10 protein-coding genes and 1 pseudogene are annotated in these 13,694 nt (G+C 56.8%); 2 read left to right on the forward strand and 9 right to left on the reverse strand.

Annotated features, from left to right (window positions below):
* The 4 genes from CN311_RS15980 to CN311_RS15995 all read right to left on the reverse strand — a co-directional run.
* The coding region (locus CN311_RS15980) for an AAA domain-containing protein (RefSeq protein ID WP_133117192.1) at positions 1 to 4,603 on the reverse strand (4,603 nt) is incomplete at its 3' end.
* Positions 4,600 to 6,639: a hypothetical protein gene (locus tag CN311_RS15985; RefSeq protein WP_133117193.1), complete on the reverse strand. Its 2,040-nt coding sequence runs from the start codon at positions 6,637 to 6,639 to the stop codon at positions 4,600 to 4,602. The genes CN311_RS15985 and CN311_RS15980, both read right to left, overlap by 4 nt.
* 528 nt (positions 6,640 to 7,167) lie before the next feature.
* Positions 7,168 to 8,016 carry an HNH endonuclease gene (locus tag CN311_RS31985; protein ID WP_115504253.1) on the reverse strand — a complete coding sequence of 283 codons (849 nt, stop codon included), beginning with the start codon at positions 8,014 to 8,016 and terminating at the stop codon, positions 7,168 to 7,170.
* A 9-nt stretch (positions 8,017 to 8,025) separates the two neighbouring features.
* A complete protein-coding gene (locus CN311_RS15995; RefSeq protein WP_208866508.1) occupies positions 8,026 to 9,498 on the reverse strand; it encodes a ParB N-terminal domain-containing protein in 1,473 nt (490 codons plus the stop codon).
* A 293-nt stretch (positions 9,499 to 9,791) separates the two neighbouring features.
* Here CN311_RS15995 and CN311_RS16000 point away from each other — a divergent pair, with 293 nt between their 5' ends.
* Together CN311_RS16000 and CN311_RS33425 are read left to right on the forward strand one after the other, a co-directional pair.
* The gene (locus CN311_RS16000) at positions 9,792 to 10,364 is read left to right on the forward strand and encodes a recombinase family protein (RefSeq protein WP_097574744.1); all 573 of its coding nucleotides are present in this window, start codon (positions 9,792 to 9,794) and stop codon (positions 10,362 to 10,364) included.
* A gap of 48 nt (positions 10,365 to 10,412) precedes the next feature.
* Positions 10,413 to 10,490 (forward strand): annotated as a pseudogene (locus CN311_RS33425) (IS5/IS1182 family transposase); the annotation flags it as partial.
* A 116-nt stretch (positions 10,491 to 10,606) separates the two neighbouring features.
* Here the strand turns inward: CN311_RS33425 and CN311_RS32595 are convergent.
* The 5 genes from CN311_RS32595 to CN311_RS32600 form a co-directional block, all read right to left on the reverse strand.
* Positions 10,607 to 11,359 (reverse strand): hypothetical protein, encoded by a 753-nt coding sequence (locus CN311_RS32595; RefSeq protein WP_165779721.1) that lies wholly within the window; start codon positions 11,357 to 11,359, stop codon positions 10,607 to 10,609.
* Between the two features lie 456 nt (positions 11,360 to 11,815).
* Positions 11,816 to 12,445, reverse strand: a complete 630-nt coding sequence (locus tag CN311_RS16010) for a hypothetical protein (RefSeq protein ID WP_133117194.1) — start codon at positions 12,443 to 12,445, stop codon at positions 11,816 to 11,818.
* A 52-nt stretch (positions 12,446 to 12,497) separates the two neighbouring features.
* Complete coding sequence (locus CN311_RS16015; protein WP_065011115.1) at positions 12,498 to 12,635, reverse strand: twin-arginine translocase TatA/TatE family subunit; 138 nt, start codon at positions 12,633 to 12,635, stop codon at positions 12,498 to 12,500.
* 40 nt (positions 12,636 to 12,675) lie between these two features.
* Positions 12,676 to 13,341, reverse strand: a complete 666-nt coding sequence (locus tag CN311_RS32260) for a hypothetical protein (protein WP_133117195.1) — start codon at positions 13,339 to 13,341, stop codon at positions 12,676 to 12,678.
* Between the two features lie 54 nt (positions 13,342 to 13,395).
* Positions 13,396 to 13,694: hypothetical protein (locus tag CN311_RS32600; RefSeq protein ID WP_165779722.1), on the reverse strand; the 299-nt coding region annotated here is incomplete at its 5' end.

Below are 13,694 nucleotides of genomic sequence, written 5' to 3' on the forward strand. Positions count from 1 at the left end.
GGCTATAGTCGCCAGGGGCAAGCCATGGCCCTGCCCCATCCATTGGCGGGCGCCAGTAAACCTCTATGGGGTTAAATCGCCGGCTTGCATTTCCAGGCGCCGCTAACGCGAGGGCTAGCGCGACGTCTTCCGAGCGCGGCGGCTCTGACCCGGCATGCACAGCCAAGCTTGGAAGATTGACCGTGTCGAAAAGGAGATCAGGTGCCCACTCCATCTCTTGCCGAAGATCGGAGAGGTACTTCGGCGAGGCACCAATTTTGACGTTCGTACGCGCCTTTGCCCAAAATGTCGCCAGGCTGTCTTGATCGAATTCCCTCCAGGGCTCAGGCCCAAAGACCCTGGTAACCAAAGTTTCAGCTTCCGCGAACGCCTCGGCCGAAGGTTGTGCGAGGTCCGACGGCCGTCCTTCGCGCCGATATCGGCGCGCCAAGGCGTCAAGAATTGTCACCAGAAGTTGGCCTCGACGAACAAAGTGGTTGTCAGGGTTGAGAGGCGTATCAAAATCCGCCGGAGAGATCATCTCCTGAGGCTTCCGAAACCACCAGGTGTCGCGACTGTTGTAAAGCGACAGCGTAACCCCCGTAATTGGCCGATCGTCGGCGCCGCGGCCCCCTCGCCCTTTTCGCTGAATGAAACTCGCGAGATTTTGCGGCGCATAATGTTGGTAAACAAGCGAGATATCCGGGTCATCGTAACCGACCTCAAGGGACGAGGTCGTGAAGATCACATCGGAAGCTTTGATCAGCGCCTCCACCCGCCCCGCAGTGCCCGAAAAGACAGGCTGCTCCGCAACGCGAAGCGGTCGGCCGGGACGACACAGCCCGCGAGCTCCAGTCTGACGGCTATCTGTTGCGGCGAAAAACCAACACTCACCGTCGGTAAAAACATCGCATCCGAAGGGCTTACCACAGCATCTATCGCGTGGCGCCCCTGTGACCGGATCGTCAGGGTAAAGTCGCGTTCGGTATACCGCCAAGTTCTTCTGGGACTCTGCATCGTCGTAGGCCGAGTGAAGGCGACGCAGTTTATCCACAGAATCCAGGAAGATCAGGCTTCGAAACCCACCTTGGTTCCCTGTGCGACGCCGCATTCCGTGGGCGAGCGCCATAACTGTTTGGATCGTGGTCGAGTTGCCGGCGATATCTTTGCCACGCGATTCGACTTCTGGCTGAACAAAATAGAAGTATTCGCGGCCGCGAGGGTTTATCGTTTTTTCTTGCGCATGCGGGGTTAATAGGATGGCGCCTTGGCGGCCGACAAGCCGCTCCCATGAACGCGCGGGGTCGCCTAGCGTAGCGCTCATACCGACAGCTATCATTGGGCCGCCCGCTGCGGCGGCGTTAATTGCGGTCCGCGCGATGAGACGTCGCAGAGCGAAGCCGACTTGGGCACCATGAACATGAGAATAGAGGTGGATTTCATCGGCGACCAAAGCGCGTGGCGCCGCGAAATTGGGATCGTCGCCGAACAAGCGGCCATAGCGGGGATCATGAAGCCACTGGTGGAGCGAGTCGGTCGTGGGTAGGAACACTGCGGGGGGCTGGACCCGCATGCGCTCTTTTGATCCAATCCAACCACCATAGTGCCACGCGCATCCGGTGCAGGAAAGTTTGTCCGCACCATCGACGCCAGCGCCATCTTGTAGGAAAAGATCCGCTCCACACTCCGGGCAGGCGAAGAGTGGAAAGGCGTAGGTGCCGGAACCGAGCGAAACCCACCCCGCCGTTCTGTCCCGATCTGCCAGAGCGCTCAGCCGCTCAGGAACTTGGCTGACCTGCATGCCAAGCGTTACCGTGGGCATTCTGTCTTCCTTGGCCAAGGCGGCCAGGTATCCCGCTAGGCGCTGCGCCTGGTTGGCTGCCAGGCGAACGCGGGGATAAGTCATAATCACGCGCACACCGGAAACGCCGCGGATTGTGTCGGTCGCCGCCGCAGCGATTAGCGGTAAGGCCACAGCCTCGGTTTTGCCCGAACCGGTATCGGCTGCAATCACGAAAGTATCGTCAGCGAGGCCGCCCCAGGCTTGGCTCAAAGCCGCAAGACTACGCACCTGGAATGCAGCAAGCCGTGCATCAGCGCCCCACTGACGCAACAGAGCGCCTGACAGTCCGCGCAAGGCACTTTGGTGGTCATCGGTCAGACCCTGTGTTACGGCGGCAAAGGACTGATCAAGACGGTCTTGTCTGTCGGGTTTGTCTCTGTCCCGGAGCTCAACTTTCAAGCTGCGGACGAGGTAGGGACGTTGACTGGCGTCGTCGCGCTGGAACCGCTGTTTGACCTGTCGGATCTCACGCGCCAACTCAGCCATGCGACTGCGAACTCGGCCGTCCTCACCCAAGAGTACCCAGCCAGCGGACGAGAGGCGCCATAGCGCCATCGTTGCCGCTTGCCGCGAAAAGGTCGCGCCATCGGCAAGCGTGGCGATGGAGGTCCATGCCTCGAAGACACCGAAATTGATTCTCGCCGCCTCAAGGTCCTCCAACGCATTGAGAATACGATAGTCGTCATCAGACAGTTCCTCGCCGGGCTCAACCTCCGGCGCATCGCTGTCTTGCTCGGCGGTGCCCAGCCAGTCTACGTTTAGCCACTGGCCGTTCATGCCCAGTTCGACCAATCCCTCAATTTTCAATTGGTCGAGAACGGGACGGAAGATGTCGCGCCCTTCGCCGTCCATCCAGGCGAAACGTTCGCGGACACGCCAATAGTGGGGAGCAAGGCGACCTTGTCGGGCCTGTGCGACGACCTCCTCTAGTCGGGACCGGACTGTGATCGGGTCCGCGGGAAAGACACGCCGTCGAGGATCAAGCGGTTTGGCGACCCAGAAAGAGGGAATGTCAGGCCGCGGCTGATTGAGCACGATCAAGCCCATAGCGTGCAGTTTCACGAGATCTGGCAACAGGTTGTTCCGCGTTGCCATCCTCTGGCTCAGGTCCGATAGGTTCGCCGAGCGATAAACGGATGCGCTCGCAGCCTTTACCACCGCGTCCAGCAGATCCTGCAGGTGCGGAGTAAGAACCTCGGTCGTCAGATCTGACCCGTTCACTTCACCTGAGCTGAAGTCTTCGAACTCGGGGGCGCCAGCAAACCCGATTACCCGGACTTGTACGTTGACATCGACGCCCGTCGGGTCGCGCACAATGGCGTCCCCGGTGGGCGCGGCGTTGAACACAAACTCGCGCAGGATTTCAGCTTTATCCATTGCCTCTTGATCGCCTGGGACGGCGTCGAGAAGGCGTCGACTGACCAGAACGATGAGCTTGGTTTTGGCACGGGTCGCTGCGACGTTGAGCCGTTCAGGCGAAAAGATGAAGTCTGCTTCCGCTAGCGCGAATTCGGCATCGGCAACGCAGTAAGACAGTATGACAGCGTTGCGTTCCTTCCCCTGGATTCGGTCGACGGTCTCGACAAAGGCACCTACGCCAACGGCTTCCGACAAGGCCGAGCGAATCGCTGCATTCTGCGCCCGGTGAGGGCTTATCACTGCCAATTGCTCCCGCCAAAGGTCGGGCTGGTAGGCGCCGCTGATCTTCGCTCCAACCATGCGATCGGCCAGCCTCGTGGCAAGTCTGGCCGCGAGCGCGGCCTCGAACGGATTCTTGGTTGCGGCTGCCGGTCCGTCATGAAGGAGGATCGCGACCGGCCACTCAGGGTCGAGGATCGCAACCTCCCAGGCTTCAAGTCCGTCGCGCCATGCTTCGGTGAGTTCGAGCTTTTCGAATGCAACGGCGGAAGTATATTTGCCGATGTAGAATTTCCGCTCGGGAAATGCAGCCAACGGTCCGTTCAACCGGAAGGTCGTGTCGAGAGCGAACTCGGGGACTTCGCCGGATTTCAGAAAGGCGTAGAGCGAACCGCCAAGTTCACGACGTCCAAGTTTGATGTCTCGACCAGCGCGGATCGGTGGCAACTGCTGATCGTCGCCGGCGACAACGACGCGACCAGCGGATTTCAAACCCGCAAGCGCCATGAGGCCTTGGCCAAGAACGACTTGTGACGCCTCATCGATACAGATGAGATCGAAGAGATCGGCGGTGAACCCGTCTCCGCCCGCTTCCGGGCGTTGCATCAGCCGGTATAGTGACCAGATAGTGCCGCCCATCACAACGGCTGTGGGTTGAAGGTCAGCCAGCGCCGCCGCACCTCCGGACCCAAAGACCGAGGATCGGTGACGGACTAGCGGAGAGAGACCTGCAGCTGGGCCGGTACCAACGAAGTGGGTGTCGAATGCACCCGGCAGGTAGTTCGCCGCCCGTTTGGTAACCCCGTCCAAGACATTGCCGATTGCGTTCCGAGTAAAGCCGCTGACAAAAACGCGGGCGGGCATTCCCGCAGCACTACGGGCGTGGATGTATCCGAGAATCAACCAGGACAGCAGATGGGTTTTCCCAGTGCCTGGCGGGCCAAGCACCAGGCCGGCGCGCGCGTTCGCCATGCCTTCCCAGGCGGCGACCTGAGCCTTAGCCAACGGTAGGTCATTCGCCGCCTCAAGCGCGGGCTTTGCGAAGTCGGTCAGGCCGGCGAGCCAGATGTCTGGATCGGAGGCCGAGGCTGCGAAGGACTTTGGATCGCGAAGGAAGCAAAGGATCTGGTCTCGTGCACTCATGCAGCTTGTCCTGCCGCCAGGTTCGCCAGGAAGGCAGCAGCTTTCTGGGTGTTCGCGTCCCTAAAGCTGCGATCAATATACCAGCCGCCTTTGGAAGTTCGGCGCATCAACTCCTGAAACAGGGCCCCTCGAAAGACATTCGAGGACACCTCAATCTGGACCTGGTCTCGCCGATCTTCGTATCCAGTACCCGCGGGTCGGATGCGGCATTCGACAAGCGGCCAGAGGGTCGGATCCAGTCGCAGATCGGGAGAATCGTCGGTCAGGATCAGATCGAAGTCTCCCGGTCCGAGGTCGCTCTCCCGGCTGGTTTCCGGTACGTTGAACAGCAGGATTTGGCTGCGGCCGTACTTCCATTGCTTAGCCAACGTCAGCCCGGCCAGGCTTCGACCCGCGTCTCGGCGACGTGCGCTCGGCTGGGCTAGGCCGACGAGCGCATCTAGCAGTCCAGCGCGGTTCTCAAGCAATTCGCAGGCGAGCAGTACGTCCAGGTCCGCGGCGTTGAGGGGGTCGAAGCTCGCCTGGAATCGGAAGGGCTTCTTCGCCAGTCGCAGCATGGGTCGCCCGTCCGCCGTTGCCAGGGCGTTCTGGTCGAAGAGCCATCTAATCACACCTTGGAGCGCGTCTAGTCGCGCGCTCACGTCTGCGACAATCGCCGACGTCGGAATGGCGGTTTCGCTCCCCTCCCGTATTGGACGAATTACGTCGATCGACAACAGCGACGAAAACGGCCGCGCGAACGCTTCCGACGGGCGATAGGGCGCCTCGGCGCCTACAAGCGCCAAAGCTTGACTGGTTTGGCGCAGGTCATAGGCAACAATAACAGGGAGCGCGTAAAGCTGTTCGAGAACGCTGCGGATGGCAGTCGCCGGGAGGTGATGGACACCACGAAATTCCGGCTCCGGGACAACCTCCTCCGGCGGGAAGAGCCGCACGAGATGAAGCAATCCCTCGCGGATTGTCACATTGTCCAGATGCCGACCGATAGCTTGCTGCAAATTTGTCGCCTCGGCCGGCTCATAGAAAAAGATGTGGGCGTAGACACCGGCAGGCGAGCCGGATGGCAAGGCCGCATTCGAGGCGTCGATCTCGCTTAGATCCTCGATTAGAGCACTCAGAACGCGGATCATTGCCGCGGCTTCGTCGATAAGACTACCGCCGCTGGGAACTTCGATCCGTTCGGTGCGCACGATGCCATCCTGAATGCGGCGATAACCGATTGCGGCGATGCGATCATCGACCGGGTCGTGATCGACCGACACGAGCAAAACGGCGTCGGCACGCGGCGGCATTAGAAAGCTGTGTTCCTCCTCCGTCCGGATCACCATGCCCGATGCCAGCGACTTTGCTCTGGCTGAAAGCAAGGGCGCACGGCGGCTCAGAGACCAGCCGATACCTGGTGCACCAGCAAGTCCGCTGGCATTCGCCAGTGCGGCTACAGAATCCACCTTCAGTCGGAGAAGGGCGCGTTTGCCTTCGTGTGTAAGGCCTGGGACCGCGGAGACATCACGGAGGTCTGGTGGCAACTCCGACCCAATACTCTTGAAGCAATGGCCCAAATATTCGCACTGCTCGCATTTGAAATAGAGATGGAAAAAAGTTTGGTCGACACTGGGCCCGATTCGCTTGGCGGCGATTTTGGGGAGGACATCGTTGCAAAATTCGTCGACTAATCTGAGATATGGTGCCAGGGCAAAGCGTTCGACTTGCCACGCGTCTCCTTCGGCAGTCCCATCATCAGGAATACGCCAGATCTCCCCCGACGTATCGAGTTGCGTGGCCGTAGGCGCGGACAATTCCAGCTCGCGCAGCAGCTCCTCCAGAATGCGGACGTAGAATGCCACTTGGGTCTTGTGGAACGCAGTAGCCCGCCGCGTCGCTTTCACGTCGATAATAGTGAAGCGCCTTTGCGCCAATCCCTCGGCCGTCGTCCGCCGGATGAGATCGGGGAGATTGCGGTTAAGGCTCAGCCCCGTGCCTTGGAGAAACCGGGGTAGGTGTCTAGGCGTTAGATTTGCCTGGGCGATGTAAGGCACATCCAGTTTTCCTCGCAGGAACGCTGTTGTGCTGAGCTCATCAAGAGGATCTTTTGCCCGGGCAGGCCGGCGAACGCCTTCCTCGCGACTGAGTCGTTGAACAACTCGCGCTTCATACGCTGTTCCCAAGGCAGCCCAACTCGCTTGCCGCACATCTTTGATGACAGGTACGGCCGCGAGTTCATCGTTGCTCGACAGTTCGAAGCGAACCTTGCGTTCGCATCGGTACTGAAACCAAGATTTGATCGTTGAACCGCTAAACCCCTTGCTTGTGGACCTCACCGGTTTGGGCCTTTTGGCAACGCTTTTCTGAAATGGCCCATTAGGAAGCTCACTGGTTTAGCGGGATTCTCGTTTTAGACTGATGAGATTTAATTGGCGATTCTTGATCCAGAACAGGTATGTAATTCCCTGCATCGCATGTTCTGCTTTGGCCATTCGGCTAAGTGGCAGCGGCTTTGCTTTTGGCGCTAGTCCATCTAACGAGGCCTTCCTTAACCCGATCACTGAATACGGACAGTTGAAATCCTACAAGCCCGAGCTTTCAATTGTCACTAGGTTGTCTAAGACGGGAGCCGAATGAACATCTCTTAATGCAACAGTGAGTTCGGTGACGTCCGCCTTTCTTCCGCTTTGGAAGCAACTAGGCGAGCGTCGGATTTGCGCATAAAAAACATCGAACGAGAGAGAGCTTCCACCCAGTAGCTGCGCGCGCTCCGGCAACCCAACCCATGGTTTTAACTGCTGCAAGGCCAAATAGTTTGCTTTTCCTTGGTTGCAGGCGCCGCAAAGGACCCGAAGATTGTTAATTCCGTTGTCGCCATAAAGACTTACGGGCCAATCGTGGTCCATCGTCGGATACCGATTGTTGTCGGGCCCATTCCAATGCGGTTTGAGCGGATCTGTCTTGTCCGTTCCGCGAAGGCCGAATGGCGAAATGAGTCCCCTAGATACAAGATCTTCATTGCAAAAGGCCAAGCCGCAATGTTCGCAGCGATAACCGCAGCGCATGAGGTCGATCTCCCGGACAGGAACTTTCGCACGGTCCTGTGTGAACTGAGCATACAGCTGTAATGCCAAGTCTATTCGCTCAGGTGTTTCAGCGACGCCGCGCCGTGCAAACTGTCTTCGAATCTCTGCCCGAGGATCGTCGGAGGAGGTAATCGGCCTCGACCAAAGGGCAGAGGAGAGCGCAAAAGGCCTGACCCGCTCCACCAAGATCCGCAGCGTAGCGCGTTGGATTTGGGCGTCATTCATGCCCAATTGGTCCGCAAGGTCAGCAATTACTGCGGTTCGGCCTGACTCATCAAGGCCATCGATTGCCGCACTAAGACGCGCCTCATCACCGAGGAGCGCAAGGTCAATCCATTGCAACACGACGCGATCCTAGCCTTTGAACAAGCCGAGTCTCCGATGGCCCCAATGCGGTCGGCCCATGTTGCGACGGGTCTCTGTAATGGCGTCTCGGATGATTCGGCGCCCCACAGAAGTTTGAAGCCCTTTCTGGCGCCACTCATCGGAGAAAAATGTTGCCGGAAAGTCTGTCCAGAACCTCTTCGCCATCTCAGTTGTCTCCTCGACAATCTTGAGGCGCACCAAGCGACTGTCTGCCCAATTGTCCAGCATCAATCCCTGAAGCTCCTGCAACGTCACTATCTTCAAAAGATTGTTTGGATTACTTGCTGAAGGCTTTGTCCATAGCCGGGCATCAATGCCTTCAAAGTAATTTCTCACCCCTGTCCAAAATCCAAAAAAATGGTCTGTCCAATCTCCGTCTACGGAATTCCAAGTTCCGTCCGGTAGCAGGATGGAATGCGACCGCGGTATGTTCTGGAAGTCCCTCGCCAAACGAGCCATGCCCGGGAACTGCAAAAAGCCAGGCGAGCCTTCAACTTCGAAATCAATCATATTGTTGAAGGGAGAGATTGGGTCCGTGTTAATACGATCCATTACTTCCGCTCGGTCAACATCGATTTTAGACGACCGCAATCGATTATAGACGGAGGCTATCTCGTCAGTACTGAGCGAAGTCGCGATGATGGAGCTCAAAAAGGCGGGTTTGATAGGTTTGGCTTTTTGATTGATTACGACGAACTGATAGACGCTCTCCGCCCAACTCGACTGCGGAATTGCACAGATCGCAAACAACATATTTTGCTCGGCAGCGGCGCCGCCAAAGACGCGATGCTGGCCGTCTACAATTATTGCAGGCTTCAATATTGAGTAAAGAATTTCACGTAACTGGCCATCTTCCGGCCATTCTAGCAACTTTCGACGGTATCCAAGCAATTGCGCATAGAAATCGGCTAGATAGGACCTCTCCTCTGCCTCTGGGTCAATCCCGCTCTCTACGGCGCTTTCTGCTTCAATGCCAAAAGATTCATCTACCGCTTCCTCGTCTTGAAGCTTAATGGCTTCCGCGAACGCTTCTTCTACATTGGCTTCAATCTGTTTAATGACAGGTTCCGGCAAGCGCATTCGAAGTCTTGCCAATGCCTGATCTGCCAAGGCATCAAGACCGATTTGAGCGAAGTCCGGCACGGTTACGCGAACACGAACAGCCTCAACACCTCCTAAAGTAGCTCCTTCAGCAGCTTCCACGGTGACTGCGCCCGTAAAGCCGACAACGATTGACGTTGGAGAGATGTTCTTCACATCCTCGCGGAAATATTGAACGACATCGTTGACACGTCCAGGGTTCAGGGTTCGCTGAAACCCGTGCTGGTAGTCAAACGCCTTCCGAGGGACTCCTGCCCAACTCCTGATGTCGGTTGCCGGTGCCACGAAAAGAAGCAACGACTGTTCAGAACCGCTGCGGGGCTTGAAACGATGCGCGATGTACTCATACTGCAGATCCACCATCTACCCCCACATGCATTCACGCGTCTGTCTGGCCACGCGCGATAGCGCACTTGGATCCGACACGAGTCGGCAGTCTAATCACAACGGAAAGGAATCACCATGCAGCAGTTGGTGGCTGCTTTTGATTCACTAATTACTCCCCGCGCCGAGCGGTATTGATGTCGGCATATGAACACCAGGGTATGCCTTGAAGTGACGTAACGCCCTGCCGCGACGCCCATGTAACATCTGGGTTGACATCGACTATTTGTGACAGTGTAGCCTCGGGTTTAAACCTTGAGGTGACACCCATGAGCCGGATTGGCTACGCCCGCGTCAGCACCATTGACCAGGATCTAGAAACCCAAATCGCCAAGCTGAAAGCCGAAGGGTGCGGCATCATCCGGTCGGAGAAGGTCTCAGGCGCGAGCCGCGACGGCCGGGCTGAACTGGCGACCATCATCGATTTTCTCCGGCCGGGAGACGAATTGGTCGTTACGCGCCTCGACCGGCTAGGCCGCGACACGCGCGACGTTCTCAATTTGATCCACGAGTGCGGGCAGAGAGAAGCCTTCGTGACCGTGTTGGACCCGCATGTCTCGACCCGCGGCGACATGGGCCATATCGTGCTGACCGTCTTAGGAATGGTCGCTCAAATGGAACGCCGGTTTATCAAGGAGCGGCAAAGGGAGGGCATCGAAAAAGCAAAGGGTATCGGTGTTTATAAGGGCGGGAAGGCTCGTATTGACCACCAACGTGTTGCCGAACTCCTGCGTGCGAATATGGGAGCGTCCGAGATAGCAAGGGCCGTGGGATGCTCACGAATGCAGGTCTATCGCATCATCCAGAATTATGCCCAGAGCACTTCGCGTTCAGACCTGTAGCAAGCTGTTTCGATGTTTTTGCATTCCTGTGGTGTGATGCATGTAGGCCGGAACGCCACACGCTACGACAAGCTCGCCGCCAACTTCCTATCTGCGGTGGCATTGGCTACCATGATCTCGTTCTGGCTCGAGAGGCAACGAAATGCTCAATCCGGCGATGAACAACACAAAATGGGACGAGCTCCGGCTGGAAATGTACGCGCTAACGCCGCCCCATCCTGGAGCACGTTTTCCACAAACGGCTACCGCTCACAGCCCGACCGAGGTCGCTGCTGCAAGATCCTGCAGTCCCGGTCTTGATCGTCCGTCAGGTCACCGCTGGCCTCAAGCGGCGAAACGCAGGAAGATTTCAAGTGAACGGCCAGGACGCGGACCGGTTCTCCATCAATCTTCAGCTCAACCGACAATCCTGGCCGGGGTTGTTCATCTTGCGGATTGTTTGGCAGGCTCAGTTCAGGCTCGACCGTGCATGCGATCGACTCCCCGAGGACTGCCTTCCACGCGATCGCGAGGCGCTGGACCTTGAAGTCCGAGAAGGTGCAAACTTCATAGCCCGTCCCTCCGTTTGGAAGGGCGTCTCGAACAGCCTGCTCACCACTCACCTCTTCAAAGGCGTAGATGTCGGCGGGGACTGTGTTTTGGAGGAAGTCGTTGATCTGCTGTAGCCGCTTGTCATAGGCGCCAACAGTCACCGGGACCGCGTCGAAGTTGCGATCCTTGTAGACGTCGCACACAGGGAATTTGCTCCAATCCCATTCGACCTTCTCGCGAAAATTCACCTGCCATCCCGCAACGCCGGTTCCGCTCGTCGAAGGTTTCCAGATGTCTGTGACAGGGTCCTTTTCAAACAGCGCATCGCACTTTGAGATCCAGGTCGCCGCTGTGGCCTTGTCGACATGCCACCCCAAATTCCACGTAGCGACCGTCAACTCACGTGATAGCGCAGACGTAGGCAAAAGGCACAAAAGCAATAGAGCTGTTGCATATACACGCATTGTTCCGAACCTCCGACCAACGTTGTCAGGTTCATTCGCGCATAAGCTTGAGACTTTCCAGCGGCTCCTTGCCAGCTAACACAGACTTCGATCCAATGGTGAGAGCGCTTGTGCCAAAAGCTACTCGACAGAAACCTTACGCCGATTGCCTCCGGCTCTCGCCCTCTGGCGCAACTGACTGCGTTTCGTCGATCTCCCGCAGTTCATGCCGCGGCTGGCGTCCGCAGATCGGGATCTCTCGTCGTCGGATGGTGAGATGGCGCAAGAGCGTCCAGTGCTACAGGAGGAACAGAAGCGACCAGCTCGATCTGGGACAAATTTCTCTTAGGCTCGACCATGTACAGGGGAATCAAAACCATCAGCAGCATCATATCTCAGCCATCTTCCTTGCCTTTCAACATCACTCAAGGCATAACATTATAATCCTTGGCCACCGTAATATTTTAGTGTGAAGTCCTATTTCAACAGCTCGTTGATTTTGTCGATAAACTCCTTCTTTTCTTTGTCGTATTTCTTTGCAGCGCATATGGCGAATACCTTTTTGAACTGCCTTCTCCCATATTGATCAGTAGCCAAATCGTTCCACACGCTGATTGTGTCATATATCTTCTTGTAATCAGTCCACTCCAGATCACAGACCGATGCTTGCGCCTGAGTGTAGCAATCCACATGCGTTTGAAACGCAAATTCTTTCATCTTTTTACAATCACACTGCGGATCTTCCGATATGTCGAGTTGCGGGACGATCTTTTCTTGTAAACAAAGCAAGGTCGCATCCCGCCACTTCTTCCCGGCGTCGGACCAGCCGTCGTCAGTGGCGAGGAATTTCTCGCAATACGGCTTGCCATAGCTCAAAAAATACTCGTTTTCGCCGCTGCAACTGCAATATTTTGCAAAACACGCTTCATAAACACCACAAGAGAGCTTCATGTTATTAGCACACTGCGCATGTGCGCCATGAAGCGAAATCAGCAAAAATGCTGCGGTGAATATGAAGGAAACAGCAATAGATATTCTCGAGCTAAAAAGCCTTGGCATTCGCCTTAGCTTTTGATCAACAGCAGCGTATCCAACTGACTTGTTCATATCCACTTCTCCATCCTTTTTGCCGTGATGGAAAATGACACGGCCGGTTTCGTCAGTCTTTCAATTGGCGCCGAAGGTTGCCAATGCCCTGGCCGATGTCGCCCAACAAGGCGGATATCCGACCTCGACCAAACAAGAGCATGACGATCGCCAGCACGATCAGCCAGTGCCAGATGCTCAAAGTGCCCATTGGAAATTCTCCGTTGAAAACTTAATCCACAGAAAGCATACTATTCCCAATCGTTGCCCCACCCCGTGGCGGACATCGAAGAAGGTAGCGGGTCCGGCACACCGCACGACGCCATCGCCATCGAAATCAGTGTGTTCGAGTTTCGTAACTTTCCGGTTCCCACCGTGTAGAGCTTGCAGCTCGCGCCAAGCGCTTTGATGATGGTCATCATGCAATTGGCCATTGCGCACACATTCTTCTGCGCGCCCTTCCCTATACTCACTTTGAACAGAGGGTTCGAAACATTCCCGTCAGGCGAATAGATTTTCATGCCCGAACTATCGGTACCCACTTCTCCGTGCTTACCGATATAGGGTACGACAATTCCCCATGGATGCGACGTCGTGCAATTGAAGGGATTTCCGGAGGGCTGATCACCTGAGCTTCCAGGGGTGAGCCCGGGTACACTATCGCTGCTGCTACCACCGCCTTTGGAAGGCCCACCACGCAGTTCGAGCTGCTTGCCGTCGGGCCCGGAGACAACGACAAAACCGTGCCCGTCATCCTTAGCGGCCGGCTTGAGTTGAAACTCGGCAGTGCATGTGGTGGTGCTGTCGGGGTAGAGGGGCGGTTTGGCCGCTTGGTTACTTTCGGCCACAGATGCAGCCTCGGCAACTGAGACCGCGCCAGAAAAAAGCACCAAAGCAATCCATCGGGTCGGTCGCATTATTCACCTCCTCCTCAAAGATAGGGTTAAAACGCCATGTCCTCACGCGCATCCTCAGACGAAATCAAGAAAAGGGATTCTCGTGCTGAACCGTGGCCCAGACGCTACGAAGGTGTTTTCGTCAAACATCTTGTCGTAGGTGACAGGTTCCTCGCGATAGGCTGCCGGCATGCGCAGGTCGACCTCCTCTAGGTAAATCACCATTTGGCCCTTGCCGAACTTGCCGAGCGCAGGCCCCGGCAGGTTGAACTCTTTCGTCCAAATCAAGTCTGGATCTGCATCGGCGTTCCCGACGCCAGTTGAGCGCCAGCGCGCGGTTTTCTGGGTTTCAAGCCAAGTGCACGGTTTCCATC

Origin of the sequence: Mesorhizobium sanjuanii (genome assembly GCF_002529485.1) — a bacterium.
In the GTDB taxonomy this organism is placed as follows: domain Bacteria; phylum Pseudomonadota; class Alphaproteobacteria; order Rhizobiales; family Rhizobiaceae; genus Mesorhizobium; species Mesorhizobium sanjuanii.